A 20325-nucleotide genomic window follows, 5' to 3' on the forward strand; every position below is an offset into this window, starting at 1 on the left:
TCAAATTGCTACGGTATGCTTTAGTCATTTGCTCACAAGGTGCTGGTTTCTACAAATCTCAGCATAAGCTTTGTGAGCTTTCTTACAACATTACCCTACTTTTAAAACATCCTCTTAGCAAGATTCAACCGAGCATGAATAGATGGCTCAGATGATAACTCCAAAAAGGCAGAAGAATTTTCATCTATTTGATTTACCAATACTCGGATTTGTTGATTAACTTTCTGACGAAGGTTCGGTTGATTTGGTTGATGAGTGAGCCACTTTTCCCAACTTATCAGTAAAGTTAAGTGATTCAACTGAGCTTGCAGTTTAGCTGATTTGGATATATTTGGTATATTTTCTAATGTTTGGTAATACAAAAGTGATTTTTGCGCCTTTTGTGGAATAATATTAGCAATCTGCTCTCGAAAAAGTGGTTCTTCTATCCAAGAATATTTATCTTGCAATTGCTGATAAATTGTCTGTTCAATATTGCCCAGAGACAGATAAATATCGCTAATTTTTGATGAAGATACAAGTTTTGCTAGCGTTAATGTTTCTTGTAGAACTGTTTCAGATTCGTTTAACTTCCCCAAAATCCGCAAGACTTCTCCGAGATTCTGTAACCCAAGCAAGCTAACCGATGTTGCCTTCTGCTTACCAATTAATGTTGTCAGTTGCTCTTTTTGAGCAAGAGCAAGTTCCTGCAAAGTCGTGTCGCAAATACCTAGATTTGTATTAAAGTTTAAAGCTTCTAAAAGTGTATTGCAAGCTTCTTTGTGTAATCCTAATGCTTGGAAAGCAAGATTTTGATTAATCAGGCTTACCGTAATTCCCTCTTGATCCTTTAATTGGCGATAAATTTTGGTAGATTCCTGCCAACTTCTTAAAGCATCATTTGCTCGATCTAGAGCTAATTGTTCGTGACCTGATGAAGTCAGGGATACCGCTTGATTCTTGTTGAAAAAGATAAAAAATATAGGAGAGTAACTTTTAAAATACAAGAGTTATTATCCCATTCTTGTATCTTAAGCTTTGCCTTATTTATAAGCCTCATCTTATTAAATTGTAAATTTATTTCTCTAATCTTGTAAATAATGTTTAATAACAGTATTTATTCTTCTATAGGAAAACAGGTTTCCCTGTAGTTATGGCCTGTTCGATAATATCAGCAGCACGGCTGACTCCTCCAGAATGATGGATAGCAGATTGTAATCTCAGTGCATTCTGCTTATAAGAGTCTTGCTCAAGAACTTGCTTTATCGCTGTTCGCAGTTTAGGAACACTTATACTAGCCACAGGCACAAATTCACCAGCCCCACTCCATGCTATACGTGCTGCTACTGCTGGCTGGTCATTAGCGATTGGAATTGCTACCATTGGGACACCGTTATTTAAAGATTCTAAAACTGTATTCAATCCTGCATGGGTAATGGTGAGAGTTGCCTTTTCAAGTAGTTCCAGTTGAGGTGCATAACTAACAATTATCGGAGAGCCAGGTAATCCTTGGAGCGGTTCTGATCCACTCTCTTTACCAAGAGAGATTACTAGCTGGGTATCTAATCCAACGCAAACTGAGGCAATAGTTTGAAAAATTTCTAATAAACTATTTTGTATGGTTCCCATTGATGCGTAAATCAACGGTTGCCCAGTCAACTTTTCATAAGGAAAAGGTATGGGTTCTCGTCCAGTTGAATCTTGATAGGGGCCAGTAAAATGAAAGCATTTGGGCAAAGACTGCCTTGGGAAATCAAATTCTTTAGGCAATTGGCTCAACTGGGCGAGTTGAGAGAAGGTATCTTTGCTAGGTGTTTGAGAGTAAAGGGGCAAGCTCCACTTTTGGCGATAGGTATCTAAAATCTGCGTGATTGGTTTTGTGAGCGGCTTCATCAACAAGTAAGCACATCGATTGCGTAGACGCGTCCACCATGCCGGGTTATATCTCCAGTCCGTAAAAAAAGGCGGCATATCATCTTCTGCATTAACTGGCAAGGCATTGCATACAGTAATAAAAGGAATTTGCAGAAATTCGGCAATAGTCTCACCTTCTACTATAAATTGGTCTACTAATAATGCTTCTACACCAGCTTCTCTAAGAGCTTCTGGAGCTTTATTAAGCAGCAGATTTACTCCTTCTTTCATTAGGTTCATAGTATATTGCAAAGCGGCAAAACCGCTTAATTGTCCCAACTTTGCTAGGGACTCTTCAGTTCCTCCATAGGTATGCTGAGACTCTTTGATCATGTAAAAATCTAATCCTGCTGCCAGTGCTTTAGATTGAGCATCGGCAACTCCAAAGAGAGTGACACGATGCCCGCGTCTTTGTAATTCTCGCCCCAATGCTGTCATTGGATTAAGGTGTCCAGTACTGGGTGGACAAAGGATACCAAAATGAGTCATATTTTATAAGTTTTTTTCTAATTTGCTATTAACAGCGCTTGCTTTAAATATCATTGCATCTCTTAGTTACAATAAACATCTCTGCAACACATCGCATTTTAAGTATTAAAGATAGATAAAAGGTGTTTAAGTTAGCACTGTCTATCATCTGTAGGTTGCGATCGCAAATATTGCCTTTGCTTGTAAACTAACACACTACAATTGTGTAAAGAATATTGATGCTTTAGTTTGGCAATGCTTGGAATGCGAGCAACGTGTTTTTTGTAACTCATAGGAATTAGGGAAACTCAGCTAAATCGGGAACACAGGAAACACAAGAGATAATCGCCTTTTATTGAAAGCAGTTACTTGTACTATTATTGACAGCGTTGCTAATTACTGACAAAAGTAGTTTTTTGCGCTCAAACTTTCTTTTATTAGAATTGCTAATTTCGGACTTTCTTAGCAAGTTAAAATCATGATTTTAATCTTGGATTTAAGCGTATAACATTTATCTGCTTGATAGTAAATGGTTAAAGGCTAAGAAAATTTTGAGATTGCGATCGCCTGAAGCTGTCTTCGTCTTCCTTTGCCAAAAGCTTAAGAAGAGCTTAGGGACTTCCAACAACAGGTAATTCAGTACAATTTTGAGTAGAGCCGGAGTTTTGAGTGGAGAAACCAATTGAGTTGAGGCAAAGTTTGACTGCACCAAGCCGGAAACTAAAGATTACGATCCTAACAGTAGGTTCAAGAGGAGACTTGCAACCATACTGTGCTTTGGGTATTGGGTTGAAACGTGCGGGGCATGAAGTAACCGTAGCAACGCATGAGAACTTTGAGCCATTTGTGAGGCAGTTTGATTTAGAGTTTCCAGCGATCGCTGGAAATATTCAAGAGTTTTTGCAATCGAAACAAGGGCAACGATTGATTGCGGGAGAAAAGTTAAACCCAGAGGAAAGAGATAAGCTTTTGCTTCAACAATTGCAGTCGGCTTGGGTAGCGTGTCAGGGGGCTGAAGTAATCATCTACACGCCGCTAGCCAATTGGGGATATCACATAGCAGAGAAATTAGGCGTACCTTGCTTTTTTGCATCAGTTGTGCCGTTGAGTCCTACAGGGATGTTTGGGTTTTTGAGATTTGCTCAAATAGCTAAAAACCCGCTAAAGAAAGCGATAAACTATGGCAGCTACTTGGTAGTAGAGTTTTTGCACTGGCAAAGATATCGTCAGCTAGGTCAATCACTTCAGAACAGAAACTTTGAAATTGCCGCCTCTACCATATTTGGGCAGACGCTTCAGACAGAAGACTCCGGCAAATGTATCACGAATCCCTGTATTGTATGGATTTAGTTCGCAGTACAAGCGGATGTATGGCAACAGGCAGTAGAGCAAGCTGGCAAAAAGATTCCCTAGCGATCACATAGTGAAAGATGTTGTTGATAGAATACGCGAAAGTCCGAAAATCCCCAATCTTACCATATCGGTGAAATATGCATTCTTCTGCCCAGAGATAACCCAGACTTAAGGGGTAATACCAATTCACAATTCGCTTTTTCGCCCATTCGTAATTAAAAAACTTAGATACATCAATGCTTTCAAGGTTTGCATTTGTATCAGATTTTTCGTGAAATGGTATAAAGCGGGTCATTGGGGAGTGGTCAGCCACATTGGAGAATATACTTGTACACTTCAGACAAGGTGTATTAGTACTAGTAGTCTGCCAACCCAAAAGTGCTTGCTAGGTGAGGTCTGGGGAAAGGGGAAAGGGTACTGGGTTTGGGATTTAAAACCTTTCCCCCGGTTACTGAGCGCAGTCGAAGTATCCCCCTTCCCCTTTACCCCGCTTTCGTGACGAAAGCGAATTACTAGGGTGGAAGTGACGGCTGTCGAAGCACCAGAAGATTTGGGACAGGGAAGCAAAACGATCGCTTTCAAGACCAATTCCTTCATGCGAAGACTCTCATTATGTATTACTAATTACATAAAAATTTTACATAAACTCAATCTTTTGGAGCTTGTCTGATTTTTGATAATAGATTAAATTTAAACATCTCAATATAATCCAGTTTTAGCAAAGCTAATTATTAATAAAAGTAATAAAACTCCTTAAACATTTTGTTAAAAGCAGTTCACCGTAATCAAACTTGCACAGAAGATGAAGCTACTCCTCAAGGAAACCAATCTTTAGTTATGATTGTTGATAATAAAGTATTTAACCGTCAACAATTGCGACTTTTGTAGAAGAATCAAGGTATGGAGTAGCCTAAGTAAAAGATGATAAGGAGGCAATAGATGTATTTCAGTAATTGCACCCGCAACTAGTAGTCCTTGAGTCCATCTTGCTAGATATGTCGGGGTTTGAGTGTTGCGCCAAGTTACTGAGTCTTGGCTAAATCTTGTACACTCCAGTTTTGTTGCATATAACAGAAAAAAGCCAGACTTTGTCTCAACAGAGTAAAGTCATTTGTTAAACAGGACTAAAGTCACGTAATATCCTTAACCCTAACAAAGGAATAGCACGAAGATAAGGCAGTTTTTACTGAAGTAAAATAAAAATCCGAAAGTCTTGCAGCACAAAAATTTCATAACTCCAGCCTCTTAGAAGCTTTACATTTTGCTGTGATAAAAGAGAGTAAAAAGAAGTTTTTTCATCCGTTGTTGTGTTGGTGTAAGCAGTTCACGAACACGAGCTTAACAATTCTAGTTTTTTAACCAGGGGAGTCAACAAAAAAATGCCTTGGCAAGTATCTTCTCAAATTCCAATTAATCCTATCCATGCTGCTCTAGGAAGAACAGGTAAGATATTGTTCTTTGGTGGTTCAGGTAACGAGCCTAGCCAAATAGCGTATGACAATTCCCCAGAAGGGGTGAGGCTTTGGAATCTTAGTGACGGAACCTTTGTCACTCCAACAATCCCACGAGATAGTAGTGGAAACCCGATTGACATTTTCTGTGCTGCTCACTCATTCCGAGCCGACGGACAACTATTTGTTGCAGGTGGAACTCTACAATATGACCCATTTTATGGTATAGCCGATTGCTTTATATTTAATTTCACTGCCAATAGCGGCAACGGAGGTTGGACAAAAGTGGCATCAATGCGGAGAGGCCGCTGGTATCCTACCGTATTAACGCTGGGCGATGGGAAAATCTTTACTCTATCGGGTTTAGATGTAAGCGGCAACCTTGATCGCAACCCAGAAATTTTTAATGGTTCTACTGGTTGGAACATTTTTACACAACAAACCAGTGCATTTGCCCTCTATGCCCACTTGATCTTGTTGGGTAGTGGCAAACTTTTTTATACGGGTGCTCAATTGGGGGGCAACAATGGTGTATCACCACGCATTCTGACTTTACCTTCAAGATTTAATCGAGCGATCGCAGAACAGTCAGTATCGGGATTGCAAACTCCAGATAGTGCCAACCAAGCTGCTAGCGTATTACTCCCACCCGCTCAAGATCAAAAGGTGATGATTATCGGTGGCGGTGGAGGAGGTGTAGCAACGAACCGAGTCAATATTGTAAACCTCAGTGCTACTACTCCCACTTATACAGCAGCCCCCTCTCTCCTGAATGCCAGAATGCACCATAATGCGGTTATATTACCCGATCGCACCGTATTTGTGTGTAATGGCAGCAGAGGTGAAGAGGATATATCACAATCTACGCTGCCAGCAGAGATTTATAATCCAGCCACAAATACCTGGACAGCAGTAGAGACACCAATTGTTAACGGCCGCGTCTATCATTCAGTTGCAGTATTGCTGCCAGATGGCAGAGTGGTTGTAGCAGGGGGAAATCCTAGTCGTGGTACTTATGAAAATCGGATAGAAATTTATAGTCCGGCGTACATATCGCAGACAAGACCAACAATTAGTAGCGCTCCCGCGACAACAAACTATGGCAGTACAATCACTATCCAAACAAATCAACCTGCAACGAACACCAAATTGGTTCATCTAATTAGACCAATGGCACCGACTCATGGTCTAGATACAGAACAACGGCTAGTAGATACGCCGATTAGTTCTAGGAGTGGCAATTCTCTTACGGTTCAAATAACGAGTAATCGCAACATTGCACCTCCTGGTTACTACATGCTGTTTGTTGTTGACAACAATAATATTCCCTCAGTGGCACGTTGGATTCAATTAGTATAATGCCCAGCATCCGCTTAATAGGTAATGCTTTATAGCGTTCATTTCAAAAATCAAAAGTATCAGCCAATCTCGCTCACCTACAGCAAGCCTAGAACAATGGCAAACAGCAAGTAATTCTGGGAGTTACAGATGAAACTAAAGTTAACACGCAGACAATTTGGTCAGTTGGCGCTGGCAAGCACCACAGCAGCAACTGTGGGACTTGTTTACAGCAGAACCCTTGCACAATCCAACACAGGAACGGTTATCCTGGGTATCAAAACTGGTATTAGCGACAACGATATCGATACCAACCTGGACTCAAATACCACCGACCTCGTTAATACAAGCCAAACCACAACAGATCCATCCATTCTCCAGCCAATCATCGTAGAGTCTTGTAATGTCAGCACTGGGGAAATTAAGACTGTACTGACCACCGCACCGATTTTAGAGACTTGTGAACGGTTGAGCGGTTTTGCGTTCATAAACGGCCAACTCATAGCAGCTGCAAGTTATATCTGTACAAGAAACAAAAAGGACAATAAAGTTCGTTTAATTGATTTAAATTCTCTAGAAACTGTAGATATATCGGGACTGAAAAACAATGAAGATGTTTACCAATTAATACGATTGAAAGACGGCTCACTTGGTGGTTTAGTCGGTAAAGAAAAAGGAAAGGGGTTGTCTAGGATAGTAACAATTGACTTCAAGACAGGTCAAATTACAGACCGTAGTAAAATACCCGAACAAAAGCGAGTCACTGCTGTAGCTGAGTGCCCAGATGGAAGTTTCTACGGGATCAATACTAATAAAGTAGGCGAAACCAGCTTGTCTGAGATCGGTCAAGAAGAATCAAAAAAAATGAAATCCCAAGGTAAAACTTTGAATAATGGTTGTGATGGATTGATTTGCACTTCATCGAACGAATTATTCGCCTTAGTTGCATTTAGGTATGAATATCCTAAATACTTGCACAGAATCAATAAAGGCAATGGAGAGATGGAGAGGATAAAAGGATTTGATGTTGCTAAAATCACCCTTGCGTAGGCTTGGCGTGCAGCGCGGTTACACCGCACTATTGCTTGTGACAGTTGCGTAATCCTGTTTTGTCACTTTAGGAGAACCCAATTGCTGAAAGCCTTTTGGAGCTTAATTTTCCAGTATTTGACTATAAATTTTAGTGATGTTGGAAAGTAAAGGCTCAAAGCTCCACTAAATCAAAGTTTCAGAATCTTGCTTCGATTGAAGAATACTGCCGCGAACGCTTCAATTATAGTCGTGACGCGGCTTACTTGAAGATTTCGGCGACTGTGGTTTATGAGAATCATAATTAAGTTTTTGCCGACCAATGGTCGGCAAATTCCAATGCCGACCAACGAACGACAATTGCGTTTTTTGGCGAAAGCCGAGTTAGAACCGACTGTGCAAGCGGATGTATGGCAGCAGGCAGTAGAGCAAGCTGGGAATAAGATTCCATCCGGTCGCATAGTGAAAGATGTAGTGGATAGGATACGCGAAAGTCCGAAAGTACCCAATCCTTACCACATCGGGGAAATATGCATTCTTCTGCCCAAAGACGACCCAGACTTGAGGGGTAAAGCGGGTTATTGGGGAGTGGTAACTTATGCTGGAGAATACAGTTGTACAGTCCAGACCTGGGACGGCGACTACACCGTGAAGATTGAACATCTGAAGTTACTAGAATTGCTTGATGAAGATTGCCAATTCATGCAGCAGCTATGTGTGAGGTTACGGCAGTTGCATCAACTGGCTAGCCGTGACTCTTCTGTGGATTGGCTGTTGCAGGGGTTGGGGAAACAAGCTAAACCTTATTTATCTTCGTTGCAGGCAAAATTGTTGGCGGCTGTGGAACGGGAGTACAAAATCGAGTGGAGGCAACAGAGATGATGTTGCTGCTAGGAAACAAGAGGTTAATCCAACAAAGTTCATTAAACTCGTTTAGTTTCAAAGATTTCTCGCCACAATTCAAATTCTGGACAATTGCACCAAATGGTAACGAACCCATCAAAAAGTTTAGTTCCTGAATTTTGAAATTCCCTTGGGAGAACTTGGATCAAGATAGGAATATCCAAATCACATTTCCAATTTTCTATTTCTTTTTGAAGTTGGGCAATAGTGTCTTTATGGAACCCTCGGTCGTTGTTGGAACACTGAACAAGTAAACATATATTATCAGAATCTTTGACTCGCTTGAGCGAGAAATTAATCTGCGTCCACATTGATTGGACTTCATTGAAAATATTAGGCAAACCATAGTGATTGCCTAATATTGCCTTTCGGCGTTTAGATTCACCCATAAGTCCCCCTTAGCAATACAAATTTTGACAAGGATGACGAAGAAGATAAGAAATCTTCTGACGACGAGTAAGCTCAAGAGCGCTCAGACTAACCCTCTGGGAGTTATTAATTACTAATACTATTGTAACGATAAATCAAGGGTTTCAAGTATTTTGCAATTGCAAGGATTGAGGATTTTGCTTTCACCGTATCTGTCATCCTTGCTGGCTTTGCTACTGGCGGCTGTTGAGAGAGAATACAAGATTGATTGTTAGCAGTAGAAGTGAATGAGTTTATCGACCATCGTGTAACTGCTAACAGACCAAGGTAGGGTAATAGATAAAATAACTGGAACTTGATTTCAGAAGTGAGCGGTTAGATTGGGCGCAAGCTTCTCGCTACTATTAACTACAGAAATCATCAACGCGGATATCACGCCAAATATCGGAAATCTGCCAGCCTGATTTGCCCACAGATTGTACTGGAGGATTGTCAAGAAATGGAATATAGTCAGGTTGTATTGAAGGAGAAATGACTGCTGGTTTCTCCTCAGCTACAGGGGTTGTATGTTTGACAGTATTAGTTTGAAGAAGCTCGTCTTCTGCCTCTTCAATTAACTTCATCTGTCTCAGGGTAAGCTTGTCGGATTTTTTGATGATTTTCTTCTTGATATCTATATGATTAGAAGTATTCATTGGCTGTTCCCTCGAAGGCATTGGCAAAAAATTTGGATGACAGTAGATTTCTAGAAAGTCGGGGTCAGTCGGGTGTAAATAACTTGCACGGAATTAACAAGGTACACCAAATTTATGGAAAATACGAGTCCCTTGTCAAGGAATTTATTAATTGGACATAAATATATTTTTCGGGCAGATGCCCCAGCATCATCTGTTGCACAGATGCAGGTATTAAGCGATCGCTTCTTCATCATGGTTGTACTTTAAGATTGTTTTGTGGTTTTGTCTCCCAATAAGCAGATAATAGATGGTTAAGAGTTCTCACTGGAAGGAACAGCGTTGAAAAACTTATCAGGTGAGAAAGGCACAATTTTAGTAGTAGATGATGAAGCCAGCATCCGCCGGATTTTACAGATGCGTCTTGAGATGATTGGCTACAGTGTAGTTGCAGCTAGTGATGGTGAAGAAGCTTTGTCAGCTTTTCGTCAAGAAACTCCTGATTTAATAGTTCTGGATGTGATGATGCCCAAGCTAGATGGCTACGGTGTCTGTCAAGAATTACGGAAACAATCAGATGTTCCAATCATCATGCTTACAGCCTTGGGAGATGTAGCAGATCGGATCACTGGGCTGGAATTAGGGGCTGATGATTATATGGCGAAGCCTTTCTCTCCAAAGGAATTAGAGTCAAGAATTCGCTCGTTGCTGCGACGAAGAAACGATAGAACAACTACCTCTGCTATTTCTAATTTGGGAGTAATGGTTGTAGACAATCTCAAAATTGATACCAATAAGCGACAAGTCTACAAAGCGGGTGAGCGGATTCGATTAACGGGTGTAGAGTACAGCTTAGTAGAGTTATTGATGAGCTATCCCGGTAAATCTTTTAGCCGTGGAGAAATATTGCAGCAAGTATGGGGTTATAACGCAGAACAACATGCAGATACTCGTGTGGTGGATGTGCATATCTCACGTTTACGCTTAAAGTTAGAAGATGACCCGGAAAATCCAGAATATATACTTACAGCAAGAGGAAGTGGTTACTTTTTTCAACGAATTGCTCAACTAGACCATTAATCATAAAACCGCCAAATGTCACTTGTTTAAGGTTGATGAAGTTATTTGTCTTAATTTCAGTGCCCTGATAGAGAGGCACAGGAAATTAGTACAATTTTTGGATACTGGAGTTTTCAACAGGAAAAAGCATTTGAGCCAAAGTCTACCTATAGCACCAAGTCGGAAACTGAAGATTACGATCCTAACAGTAGGTTCAAGAGGAGACTTGCAACCATACTGTGCTTTGGCTATTGGCTTGAAACGTGCGGGGCATGAAGTAACGTTTGCAACGCATGAGAACTTTGAACCATTTGTAGCTAGAAAATATTCTTAATCATATCTAAATATATCTAATTTTATAAATAAAGGTTTATATTTTATAAAATTTCAATTTTTCTTCTATGTCTTCTTTTTTTAACTTGTACAGTGCGTCTAAGAAATGAATTTGCAAGCTACCAGGGCCTGTAGCTTGATGTGCAGCTATCTCACCAGCAATACCTATCACTGCCGTAGCATGTGCAGATGCTATAAAAGCATCTGTATTCACCGCCAAAAATGCCCCTATTAAAGCTGTTGCTGTACAACCCATCCCTGTTACTTTCGCCATCAGTGGATGCCCATTTTCAATCTGAATCACTTGATCAGCATTCACAATCAAATCTTTCATACCACTAATCACTACAGTACATTTATTCCTTTGAGCGAGGGACTTAGCAGCTTCTATAGCAAATTCAGATTGTTGGGTACTGTCCACTCCTTTAGTTTGAGTGTCTTCTCCCACAAGAGAATAAATTTCTGAAGCATTACCACGAATAACTGTCAAATTAATAGTTTCAATAAGTTTTTGGGCAGTTGCCGTTCGATAAGGCGTAGCACCAGCACCAACCGGATCAAGGACAATCGGCTTTTTGAGTTCATGCGCCTTTTGCATTGCCTTTTGCATAGCTTCAATCCATGTTTCACTTAATGTGCCGATATTAATTACCAATGCTCTAGCAATACTAACCATGTCTTCTACTTCTTCTATGGCGTGCGCCATAACGGGTGAAGCTCCTAGTGCTAAAAGAGCATTGGCAGTGTTATTCATCACAACGTAGTTGGTGATGTTATGAATTAAGGGAACAGAGTTGTGGATTTTTTGTATGTCTGACCAAATGCTGTGAGCATTGATATTCATTTGCTAAAAATGACAAAAAGTGTGTGAGGAGGGCGAATGAACCAATGAATGTCAACTAAAATTTGCTATGGACGAGGAGGTTGGTCGCGTTTGCTTTTGAAAGATGCAAGCAATTCTCGCACCTGTTCACCTGCGATTTCGCGTGCGCCTAAACCAAAGGCCAAGGCAGTTGCTACGGCGATCGCACCTAACAATAATCCAAATGCTAAGTTTACAATGTTACTGGCAACACCAATCTGTTGTAGTGCCATTGCTGACACTAAAGCAATAATTGCTATCCGGGCAATTTGTCCTAAGATTTGCGCTTGGCGGTCGCCAGAACTGGTAATGATGTTAAAAGCCAGATTTGCTAGGAATAGTCCCACGGCGAATATTGCTAATCCTGCCAAAATCCGACCAAAAACCACTACAATACCGCTTACCAAACTTGTTAGGGCAGGAATATTGAGGATATCAACTGCGGCAACGGTAGCAAATAACATGATACCTACGAGTACCACAATCCCAACTATTTCTGATGGGGTACGGCTGGTAGTTGTGGCTGTAACTGCATCTGGAGGTACAGAGTAATCCCGTGGTACGTCAACACGAGGAGGTGTAGTTCGTCTTACCCTTGTTGGTGGTAGACCGAGAACAGAGAAAATGTTGTCGAAGCCAAGGCTAGAGAGAATATTGGTGACGAGATCCCCGACAAACCGCCCTAAGAAGTAAGCTGCAATTAATACAAACGCTGCTGTAAAAATGGCAGGGAGGGTGTTGAGGATTTGTTGCAACATGGCAACTGCTGGCACAGAAATCGCGTCAATTCGCAAAGCATTGAGCGCGGCGATCGCAACTGGAATTAAAATCAACACATACACAATAGTGCCAACAATTCCTGAAAGCGATTGCCCTGTTGTAGTTTGCCGCAAACCAAATCTTGTACCGAGGCGGTCAATTCCTGCTGAAGCTAACAAGTTGGTGACAATCCGTCGTACCACAGTAGCAAGTAACCAGCCAGCAAAAGCAATCAGCACTGCTGCTAGAATATTCGGCAGAATTGAAACAATTTGCGTAATTAAATTCTCTATGGGTAATAGTGCCTGATTTAACTCCAGGGCATTGAGAATCGGCAACAGAAAAAGTAAAAAGATGAACCAATAAAGGGCACTACCAATCGTATCGCTTAAAGACAATTGATTTTGGTTAGGAGGTGTATTAACGTTAGTAGTGTGTTGATTTAACCGCTCATCTAGCCTCAAGGCACGCAGGGATCGCGTTGTGATTAGCTTGACAAGTGTTGCTACTATCCAGGCGATCGCCAGAATAATTGCCGCCCCGATCAATCTCGGTATAAACCCAATCAACTGATTGAGGAAAGTATTGAGGGGTTGAGATACTGCCTGCAAATTTAGTGCCTGTAAAACGGCAACTATGGTAAGTAAGACAATAATCCAAAAGACTATGCTAGAGATTACGTTCTCAACTTGAGGTAATTCTCTGCTATCCGTATGACCTGTTAACCCAGCCGCAATGCGGTTGTCTATGTTAGTGCGGTTCAGAATTCCCCGCACGATCGCAGAAGCAATGGCCGCAACCAGCAAGCCAACTAATAAAATTGCTAGTGCTGCCAGCACAGAAGGAAGAAAAGCAACTATCTGTGCAGTCAGTCGTTCTAAATAGTTTACTCCAGCATTAAAAGCCTGCCCCGGTCGAGTTGGATCAACAACTGGTGATGATGGTGCTTGTGCTAATATTTGTCCCAACTTTATTGGTACGTAGTTATTGTCCAGACTTGCGATCATTTCTTGCCAATTTCTATTCATAGTTTCTGAGAGTTGGGTTGCTGCATAACATCAGAATATCCAAATCTTATTACCAAGAAACAAATTATTTCAGTAATTTATTGATATTCGTTGATTTTTATATCTATCTCTAGACAATATTATTTTTTAATCTATCTAAAGTTTGATAAATATATTCCCTAAACAAGATAAAACCATAAGAAAAAAGGAGAATACTATAAATAAAGTTTCTGTGAATTTATCGAACAGAATAAAGGTTTCAGTCGTCAGAATTTAGTATTCATAATGCCATCAGTGAGGGTCTGAATCACCACTGATTGAAGACCATTAAATTTTCAATTTGGTGTGGTGTTTCACCGTTTATTTATTTGCGGTTTCGCACAGAATTTAATTTCTTATGAATCGTTACTCGTTAGCAAAACGTTGTTTGGCGGAAACTCTAGGTACAGCTTGGTTGGTGATGATGGGCGTGGGTACTGCGGTGATCTCTGGTACAGTAGCTTGGGTTGGAGTTACTGGAGTAGCGATCGCTTTTGGCTTAAGTTTGTTAACTGCTGCCTATACTTTTGGTTCGATTAGCGGATGTCACATCAACCCCGCAGTCACAATTGGTTTTTGGGTAGCCAAGCAGTTTTCTTCTAAAGAGGTTTTGCCATATATCGGGAGTCAGGTTCTCGGCGGAATTTGGGGGAGTACTATCCTGTTTTTGATTTGCATGGGCAAGCCTGGGTTTACAACAGCCAACTTTGGTTCTAATGGGGTGGGAATTCACTCCCCTGGTAACTATAGCTGGTGGGCTTGTGCATTAGCCGAATTCATTGTTACCTGTGGCTTTGTGCTGCTGATCTTGAGCGTCACATCTTCTCGTGCTTTCAAGCTGTCTGCACCCATCCCTATAGGTTTAGGGTTGACCCTGGTGCATCTTATCCTCATTCCTGTGACAAATGCCAGCGTCAATCCTGTGCGATCGCTAGCCACAGCTATCTTTACTCGCGGTTGGGCATTGGCTGACCTTTGGATTTTCATTGTATTCCCAGTTTTAGGTGGAGTTTTAGCGGGTATGGTGGCCCGATCGCTGCAAAAACCAGATATCTAATACAAATCACAAGCGCATTCTCACTTAATGTCCTGTATGAGCGTAAATAAGAAAGCCTCTCTATTGAGAGGCTAAATTATGAATTCCTAGCACATTTAACCAAATAGGTCAAAACCTGATACAGCAAATGCCCCAGCTATAGCTGAAGCCGCCAAAGAAACAAAAGCTGTGTTAAATAACCAGCCGCACCTGAGACGGCTTTTTTGGTTTCAACTGCTTGTTTTTGTGCTTGTTCTTTGATTGCATTGAGGCGTTTTTGAGTTTCTTGCTGGATGCGTTTGGCTCTTTGCAGTACAGTATCCCGTGTGTCTTCGATTTGGTCGATAATCTTATTAGCTTGCGCTTCGGAAATATCCTCACGCGAACTGAGGACAGCAACTAGAGTATCACGGTCGAATTGACCAAGGCGATGATGAAAACTGCTGTAAGGTGAGATTTTACGAGTCACCTTGAAAGGGCTAGTCCTATATGTGTATTAGGTTTGGAAATGCTTATTTACGACCACCAAACCATTTAGCCGCGATCGCTCCCAAAGCTGCTCCTACGACTGGATTACTAAGAAACTTCAGAATCCCTGGTTGTTCAGCCATCACTTCTTGGAAGATGTCAGGATGATTGTGATAGGCGAAGGATGCAAGTTTGCTGACATCATCAGCATTCATGCGGTTAGAGTTGTGGGTAGAAAGTCCCAAATCTCGCTCTAAATGGCGTTCGTCTAGACCTCTTCCCTTTAAATGCTTGAAAAATGCTCGTGCGACATCATCGCGTTCGTTAGGCTTAATTTGAGCGATCGCTTTCTGCAATTCTGGCTCTAGTTGGCTTGGGGGAATGCTGTTATGGTTGAAAGACCGACTAAACAATTGCCGACGTTCATCATGAGATGAGCGTTGAGCAAAATCGTCAAAGTTTTGATATTCCTGAGTTGGGTCAGATGAAACATCACCTAAAGATTCTGTATTACCATGCGCCAAATCGTTGAGAATTTCGCGTTTGTACTTTTCACTGCTGCTCATTTAAAATGTCTCCTTTTGTACTTGCAATCAACGGAATTAATGCTTCAAGTGAAAAATATAAGTAATTATTTATACTCAATTTGATTTGATTGCACATTATACTGACCCGTTAAAATCAGTTTTTTATCGGGTGCGTATACCAAAACCGTCAAGTCTTGATTGGGGAAATTTTTGTGAAAACCTTGGACTAAGGATTTTGTTAACGATCTCACTTCCGTAGGACGAACTTGAGGCGTAATTACGACACCTAACTTGTTGTTGTCACGTACATAAGCATCCTGAACAATTCCTTTTGCTGTACTAACAACCCAATTTCCAAAATCTTGACCTTGTACGCTGTTACCACGTTCTAACAGAGCATAGTCACCACTGCGACTGATTCCGGGCGGTAATTGAGTAGGTTGTTTAGCTTGAACAGTACCACTACAGGCGGCTGTTGTTGTTAGTACTAATACTAAGACCAAAGCTGTTAAAATTTGCCGAAACTGTTGAATTATTTTCAATTTAACCTCCTTAATGTTTGCAATACACAGATCAATATAGGGGCCCAAAGCCTTGCGCCCCTAAGCTTCTAAATTATGCGGTAAATGTGGTTTGGATTAGATCCGGTCAGTTTTGTTGACTATTGGAGTTTTATCAGTGTCAACATCTAACTCTTCACGTCGAATTGTTTCTTGAACTTCAACGGTTTCTTGATCTACTACTTTTTGTACTCTGACTTCTTCTCGCAAAAAAGCTTCTTTTTGAACATCAGCAACTTCTTCATAAAGTTCCATGTGTACTACTTCACCTTCACGGAAGTTAGCTGTTCCAGGAGATACAACTTTACCTGCGTCAGTAGGAGTAACTCGCTCAATGACGATTCGCTCTTTTTCCACGGGGACAGAAACTCTTGCAGTTTCGGTTTCTACATGCTTACCAATTGCAACTTCTCCGGTTTTCCGGCGCTGTTTGTTAGCGACTAGTCTTTCTCCGTAGAGTTTGAAGGTTTGGTCTTCATGAGCGCCAACATCATATAGATCCGGCTCTTGTTCGTAGCTGTAGTTGTTGCGATCAAGACTGGAAGTAGTGCGTCCGGCTGTCGATGCTACCGCAGCCACAGACGTTGCATCTAGAGATGCTGAACTTTCTACAGAGGGTGTACGATATCCTCCGCGCACCTGTTCTTCATAGTCGTAATCAAGTGGTGTATGCTCATGATATTCAGGTAACTTTTCCGCTTGCTCTCTTGTCATACCAATGACATATAGACGGTCTGCTGTAGAGTCAATACGCGATTTACCTATTGGTAGTAATACTTTCTTGCCAAAAATCCAAAATCCTAATTCAACTATTAAATAGCGGAATGCTCCTTGGTCGTCTACTACAGCATCACTTACTGTACCAATCTTCTCGTCAGTTCCTTGAACATACACACCCATTCCTTTGATGTCTTTACCAAGAGTATTATGGTATTCTGGATCGAATTCACTTATTTTTTGGAGTGGCATTCTTCTATTCCCTAAAACTTTTGCTGTTTGCTTTATATAACTTATAAAATTTAGTTTAGATAAATCTTCTCTCCGAAGATTGAATTAAAACATTTTAATGCTTCATCAAAAGTAGTAGTAAAATATAGTTGAATAACAAAAAAATAAAATTTATATTAATAAAGGTACTAGAGTAGTATTGTACTTCTAATTGTAAAAACTATTGCGAGCAAAATTTTATGAATCCTGTGACTAGTTTCTAGCACTAAACGTAAGGCTTTAAATCACCAGGATTGATATATATCAATAATTCAAGGCATTTAAATATGTTCATTAATCCCTTACATTTTCATAAAATATCAAGATATTTTTTAGCATGGATTGTTTCAGTTTAAACTCTTGCTCTATAACTCTTGACAAATCCAAAACTATTCCAATAGATTGATGATAAATGAATAGCAAAATGCCTTAATGTTATTAACGTACTAATAAATTTATAAATAAATATTTACTAATAATGGTTATTGCTTTTTTAAAGACTAAAGATAACCTTTGATAGATGCTTTTTAAAAAGAAAAGAATTACTATCATGAAAGTAATTCCTTGACCGTTAATAGTTGAGTGAAATAAAACTTTAGAAGAAACAAATGAATTTATTAGAGAAAATCTTTGGTGGCAGTCAAGCACAAGAGAATGACTACCGCAATTTTGTCAACCGTTATGAGCAGGGCTTACCCCATGAAGGATACTCTGATGAAGAAGTTCTAAACCGTTATCAGCAAGTATCTAGACAGTTACCTCCAGACCTTTATCAGGAATCTGCACAAGAAGCTTTTAGTCGGATGTCACCACAAGAGCGGACGCAGTTTGGTCGCTCTCTTCAACAGCAGACACGCTCTTCAAACTTGGATTTTCCTGATCTGAACCAAGATGGTATAGATGATCGCTTTCAAGACCCAAATTATCTTGCTCAAACCACAGGTCGGGTTCACCAGCAACAACCAGATATGCTCAGTCAAATCCTGGGTGGTGTTACGGGGAGCTTTACAGGTGGTCAAGGTGGGAACATTATGAGCAATCCATTAGCGAAGGGAGCGATGGCTGGTATAGCGGCCCTAGCTGTCAAAAAGTTGATGCAAAACAACTCTTGCAAAAGTGTTTTGTGGTATAATTAGAAGTTTTGCAATTTGTAATTAAGACTTTGAGGAGCAGTGAAAATAGAGAAAGCCAAGCAGCTTACTGCAAAAAAATTTAAGCCTCGGGACTGGAGTGAGCCGTAAAACCTTTGAATTAATGGAAGATGATGTTAAAGCTGATGCTCAAAAGTTGAAGTTGCCTGGCCGCCGTCCTAAATTAATTATTGAAGACCAAGTTTTAATAGTCATCCAATATTGGAGTACCGCACTTACTATCACATCGGATTAGATTTTGAGCTTTCAGAATCTGCGGTTTGCCGAATAGTTTTTAAAATCGAAAATATTTTAAATTTTGTCCAGAAAGTTTAGTCTACCGGGGAAAAAATAATTATGGAAAATACCATCTGAAAAAGATTTAGTCGTAATGGATGTTACCGAGAGTCCAATTGAAAGACCTCATATTGGTCAAAAAAGATTTTTTAGCGGGAAACAGGGAGAACATACTTTAAAAACGCAAGTAGTAATCTACCAAAAAAGCAGCCAAATCATCTGTTTGGGGCATGATAAGGGAAAAATCCATGATTTTCGCTTATTTAAAAATAGTGGAATAAAATTTGGAGAATTAATTAAGGTAATAGCGGATAAAGGCTATCAAGGAATTGCTAAGATTCATCAATTAAGTGAGCCAGCGCGGTCTTGGGGGTTTCCCCCATGAGCGACTGGCGGTGAAACACCAATTAAAAAACCATTCATGAAAAAAGTTGACGAAAGAACAGAAAAAATACAATCGGGAACTCAATCGATTAAGAATTGTTATTGAACACGTAAATCGTCGTCTAAAGATATTTAAAATTTTGTCTGATAGATATCGAAATCGTCATCGATCTTTTGGGTTAAGATCGAATTTAATCGCGGGAATTTATAATCACGAATTAGCCCTAAATAAACGGATTCTGGAGCAGGCGATCGCTGTATGAATAGCGCACTTTACTCTTGGGAGCGATCACAAGAAGGTGGGCGGGTACGCCATCGCACACAATTGCCCTCGTGTGGATTTATTCGGGGTAATGAAGTATACCGCAGAGTGGCAAATGACAACCATTGGTTGTCACGCATCTGGCTGGGTTAGATCGTGGGTGCTGTTGATGCTAGCGTTTAACTCTTGTGTAACGGCAAATTCAACATGTTTCGTTATTCTGCATAAAACACAAAACTCTAGCTGAAGAATATTACATATCAAACTTCTATATAAACCAGGGGACAACACTTTAAAATTCCTCTATTTTATTTCTTGTAATCATAAATTATGTCCTATCCCGTGTTCATATAATAAATAGTTAGACATCAATAACAAGGTGTTCGACTATGAGAGTTATTGAAACAGAGCGTTTAGTTCTTCGTAGGCTGAGTGTTGAAGATAGCGAGTTCATTCTTGAGATATTGAATGATCCTTTGTGGTTGCGCTTTATTGATGATAAAGGTGTGAGAACTCTTGATGATGCTCGTGAATATATTTTGAAGAATCCGGTTGCTATGTATGAGCGTCTCGGCTTTGGGCTGTATTTGGTTGAGCTAAAGGGGAAGAGCGTCTCGATTGGAATTTGCGGTTTGATAAAAAGAGATTCCTTGGAAGATGTGGATGTTGGGTTTGCCTTTCTTCCTAAGTTCCGGGGAAAAGGATACGCCTATGAATCTGCTTCTGCTGTCATGATGTATGGAAGAAAAACCTTCGGCTTAACTCGTATTGTCGCTATTAGTACACCGGATAATTATGGTTCAGCAAAGCTGCTCAAAAAACTAGGACTAAGCTTTGAGCGAATGATTAAACTATCTGATGATGGTAAAAGTGTTAGTTTGTTCATTTCTGATGTCTAACAATTGCGGTGCAGCGGATTGAAGAAGGTCGCTCGTGTAATCGTTCATGGGGGTAATTTATTGCTGAAATCGAGCAAAATATAATGATTGAAGAAGCTACAGCGACTAAACACACAAGCTCATCGATGAAAATTAAGACTAAATCATCTCGGAAGACACATAATGTATAGGAAGCATTTATTACTTAATCAGTAGTAGGAACTTTGGGGAGTAAGGATGGAGTTGGTTGACTAGAGCG

General features: G+C 40.4%; 20 protein-coding genes and 2 pseudogenes. 12 read left to right on the forward strand and 10 right to left on the reverse strand.

From position 1 onward, the window contains the following. Window positions 1–101: 101 nt before the first annotated feature. Both H6G97_RS30815 and H6G97_RS30820 read right to left on the reverse strand, forming a co-directional pair. Window positions 102–986 (reverse strand): hypothetical protein, encoded by an 885-nt coding sequence (locus tag H6G97_RS30815; protein WP_190944309.1) that lies wholly within the window; start codon window positions 984–986, stop codon window positions 102–104. Between the two features lie 118 nt (window positions 987–1104). Further along, complete coding sequence (locus H6G97_RS30820) at window positions 1105–2382, reverse strand: glycosyltransferase (RefSeq protein WP_190944310.1); 1278 nt, start codon at window positions 2380–2382, stop codon at window positions 1105–1107. Window positions 2383–3030: 648 nt separating this feature from the next. Between H6G97_RS30820 and H6G97_RS30825 the strand changes: the two genes are divergently transcribed. From H6G97_RS30825 to H6G97_RS30840, 4 genes are all read left to right on the forward strand, one after another. Then, on the forward strand, window positions 3031–3711 hold the full coding sequence (locus H6G97_RS30825; RefSeq protein ID WP_190944311.1) for a glycosyltransferase: 681 nt from the start codon (window positions 3031–3033) through the stop codon (window positions 3709–3711). 1382 nt (window positions 3712–5093) lie between these two features. Continuing rightward, a complete protein-coding gene (locus tag H6G97_RS30830) occupies window positions 5094–6524 on the forward strand; it encodes a galactose oxidase early set domain-containing protein (protein ID WP_190944312.1) in 1431 nt (476 codons plus the stop codon). A gap of 129 nt (window positions 6525–6653) precedes the next feature. Continuing rightward, complete coding sequence (locus H6G97_RS30835; protein ID WP_190944313.1) at window positions 6654–7553, forward strand: hypothetical protein; 900 nt, start codon at window positions 6654–6656, stop codon at window positions 7551–7553. 270 nt (window positions 7554–7823) lie between these two features. After that, the gene (locus H6G97_RS30840) at window positions 7824–8414 is read left to right on the forward strand and encodes a hypothetical protein (protein ID WP_242055440.1); all 591 of its coding nucleotides are present in this window, start codon (window positions 7824–7826) and stop codon (window positions 8412–8414) included. A gap of 41 nt (window positions 8415–8455) precedes the next feature. On the opposite strand, the gene H6G97_RS30845 is transcribed toward H6G97_RS30840, so the two are convergent. Together H6G97_RS30845 and H6G97_RS30850 are read right to left on the reverse strand one after the other, a co-directional pair. Next, entirely contained in the window at window positions 8456–8824 is a 369-nt protein-coding gene (locus tag H6G97_RS30845) for a hypothetical protein (RefSeq protein ID WP_190944314.1), read from the reverse strand. A 384-nt stretch (window positions 8825–9208) separates the two neighbouring features. Beyond that, complete coding sequence (locus H6G97_RS30850; RefSeq protein WP_190944315.1) at window positions 9209–9499, reverse strand: hypothetical protein; 291 nt, start codon at window positions 9497–9499, stop codon at window positions 9209–9211. Between the two features lie 114 nt (window positions 9500–9613). Between H6G97_RS30850 and H6G97_RS54940 the strand changes: the two genes are divergently transcribed. The 3 genes from H6G97_RS54940 to H6G97_RS54945 all read left to right on the forward strand — a co-directional run bounded on the left by H6G97_RS54940 (window position 9614) and on the right by H6G97_RS54945 (window position 10871). Then, a complete protein-coding gene (locus tag H6G97_RS54940) occupies window positions 9614–9748 on the forward strand; it encodes a hypothetical protein (RefSeq protein ID WP_277883359.1) in 135 nt (44 codons plus the stop codon). 72 nt (window positions 9749–9820) lie between these two features. Next, the gene (rpaB, locus tag H6G97_RS30855) at window positions 9821–10558 is read left to right on the forward strand and encodes a response regulator transcription factor RpaB (RefSeq protein ID WP_199349768.1); all 738 of its coding nucleotides are present in this window, start codon (window positions 9821–9823) and stop codon (window positions 10556–10558) included. A gap of 130 nt (window positions 10559–10688) precedes the next feature. Then, window positions 10689–10871 (forward strand): glycosyltransferase, encoded by a 183-nt coding sequence (locus tag H6G97_RS54945; protein ID WP_277883361.1) that lies wholly within the window; start codon window positions 10689–10691, stop codon window positions 10869–10871. Between the two features lie 36 nt (window positions 10872–10907). Here the strand turns inward: H6G97_RS54945 and thiM are convergent, their stop codons facing one another. Both thiM and H6G97_RS30870 read right to left on the reverse strand, forming a co-directional pair. Continuing rightward, window positions 10908–11714 (reverse strand): hydroxyethylthiazole kinase, encoded by an 807-nt coding sequence (thiM, locus tag H6G97_RS30865; protein WP_190944316.1) that lies wholly within the window; start codon window positions 11712–11714, stop codon window positions 10908–10910. A 65-nt stretch (window positions 11715–11779) separates the two neighbouring features. Further along, window positions 11780–13519: a mechanosensitive ion channel gene (locus tag H6G97_RS30870; RefSeq protein WP_190944317.1), complete on the reverse strand. Its 1740-nt coding sequence runs from the start codon at window positions 13517–13519 to the stop codon at window positions 11780–11782. Window positions 13520–13895: 376 nt separating this feature from the next. Between H6G97_RS30870 and aqpZ the strand changes: the two genes are divergently transcribed. Further along, window positions 13896–14594, forward strand: coding sequence for an aquaporin Z (gene aqpZ / locus H6G97_RS30875; protein ID WP_190944318.1), 699 nt, complete (start codon window positions 13896–13898; stop codon window positions 14592–14594). 95 nt (window positions 14595–14689) lie between these two features. Here aqpZ and H6G97_RS30880 read toward each other — a convergent pair. From H6G97_RS30880 to H6G97_RS30895, 4 genes and pseudogenes are all read right to left on the reverse strand, one after another. Further along, a pseudogene (locus H6G97_RS30880) lies at window positions 14690–15003 on the reverse strand (MFS transporter); the annotation flags it as partial. Window positions 15004–15085: 82 nt separating this feature from the next. Beyond that, window positions 15086–15607 (reverse strand): hypothetical protein, encoded by a 522-nt coding sequence (locus H6G97_RS30885; RefSeq protein WP_190944319.1) that lies wholly within the window; start codon window positions 15605–15607, stop codon window positions 15086–15088. Window positions 15608–15672: 65 nt separating this feature from the next. Further along, window positions 15673–16110, reverse strand: a complete 438-nt coding sequence (locus H6G97_RS30890; protein WP_190944320.1) for a hypothetical protein — start codon at window positions 16108–16110, stop codon at window positions 15673–15675. Between the two features lie 96 nt (window positions 16111–16206). Continuing rightward, entirely contained in the window at window positions 16207–17097 is an 891-nt protein-coding gene (locus H6G97_RS30895; RefSeq protein ID WP_190944321.1) for a DUF2382 domain-containing protein, read from the reverse strand. Window positions 17098–17723: 626 nt separating this feature from the next. On the opposite strand from H6G97_RS30895, the gene H6G97_RS30900 reads away from it, so the two are divergent. From H6G97_RS30900 to H6G97_RS30915, 4 genes and pseudogenes are all read left to right on the forward strand, one after another. Then, complete coding sequence (locus tag H6G97_RS30900; RefSeq protein ID WP_190944322.1) at window positions 17724–18251, forward strand: hypothetical protein; 528 nt, start codon at window positions 17724–17726, stop codon at window positions 18249–18251. A gap of 36 nt (window positions 18252–18287) precedes the next feature. Next, a pseudogene (locus tag H6G97_RS30905) lies at window positions 18288–19189 on the forward strand (IS5 family transposase). After that, entirely contained in the window at window positions 19186–19341 is a 156-nt protein-coding gene (locus tag H6G97_RS30910; protein ID WP_190944323.1) for a hypothetical protein, read from the forward strand. The pseudogene H6G97_RS30905 and the gene H6G97_RS30910 overlap by 4 nt, the downstream one beginning before the upstream one ends. Before the next feature lie 236 nt (window positions 19342–19577). Continuing rightward, the gene (locus H6G97_RS30915; RefSeq protein WP_190944324.1) at window positions 19578–20087 is read left to right on the forward strand and encodes a GNAT family N-acetyltransferase; all 510 of its coding nucleotides are present in this window, start codon (window positions 19578–19580) and stop codon (window positions 20085–20087) included. The last annotated feature ends 238 nt before the right edge of the window (window positions 20088–20325 follow it).

The sequence above is a fragment of the Nostoc flagelliforme FACHB-838 genome (assembly GCF_014698065.1).
In the GTDB taxonomy this organism is placed as follows: Bacteria; Cyanobacteriota; Cyanobacteriia; order Cyanobacteriales; family Nostocaceae; genus Nostoc; species Nostoc flagelliforme_B.

Bases quoted from the DNA above. Each gene is read 5' to 3' on its own strand.
- H6G97_RS30820 (WP_190944310.1), bottom strand. From the start codon at position 2,382: ATGACTCATTTTGGTATCCTTTGTCCACCCAGTACTGGACACCTTAAT.
- H6G97_RS30830 (WP_190944312.1), top strand. From the start codon at position 5,094: ATGCCTTGGCAAGTATCTTCTCAAATTCCAATTAATCCTATCCATGCT.
- H6G97_RS30835 (WP_190944313.1), top strand. From the start codon at position 6,654: ATGAAACTAAAGTTAACACGCAGACAATTTGGTCAGTTGGCGCTGGCA.
- H6G97_RS30840 (WP_242055440.1), top strand. From the start codon at position 7,824: ATGAGAATCATAATTAAGTTTTTGCCGACCAATGGTCGGCAAATTCCA.
- H6G97_RS30845 (WP_190944314.1), bottom strand. From the start codon at position 8,824: ATGGGTGAATCTAAACGCCGAAAGGCAATATTAGGCAATCACTATGGT.
- H6G97_RS30850 (WP_190944315.1), bottom strand. From the start codon at position 9,499: ATGAATACTTCTAATCATATAGATATCAAGAAGAAAATCATCAAAAAA.
- H6G97_RS54940 (WP_277883359.1), top strand. From the start codon at position 9,614: ATGGAAAATACGAGTCCCTTGTCAAGGAATTTATTAATTGGACATAAA.
- thiM (WP_190944316.1), bottom strand. From the start codon at position 11,714: ATGAATATCAATGCTCACAGCATTTGGTCAGACATACAAAAAATCCAC.
- H6G97_RS30870 (WP_190944317.1), bottom strand. From the start codon at position 13,519: ATGAATAGAAATTGGCAAGAAATGATCGCAAGTCTGGACAATAACTAC.
- aqpZ (WP_190944318.1), top strand. From the start codon at position 13,896: ATGAATCGTTACTCGTTAGCAAAACGTTGTTTGGCGGAAACTCTAGGT.
- H6G97_RS30885 (WP_190944319.1), bottom strand. From the start codon at position 15,607: ATGAGCAGCAGTGAAAAGTACAAACGCGAAATTCTCAACGATTTGGCG.
- H6G97_RS30895 (WP_190944321.1), bottom strand. From the start codon at position 17,097: ATGCCACTCCAAAAAATAAGTGAATTCGATCCAGAATACCATAATACT.
- H6G97_RS30900 (WP_190944322.1), top strand. From the start codon at position 17,724: ATGAATTTATTAGAGAAAATCTTTGGTGGCAGTCAAGCACAAGAGAAT.
- H6G97_RS30910 (WP_190944323.1), top strand. From the start codon at position 19,186: ATGAATAGCGCACTTTACTCTTGGGAGCGATCACAAGAAGGTGGGCGG.
- H6G97_RS30915 (WP_190944324.1), top strand. From the start codon at position 19,578: ATGAGAGTTATTGAAACAGAGCGTTTAGTTCTTCGTAGGCTGAGTGTT.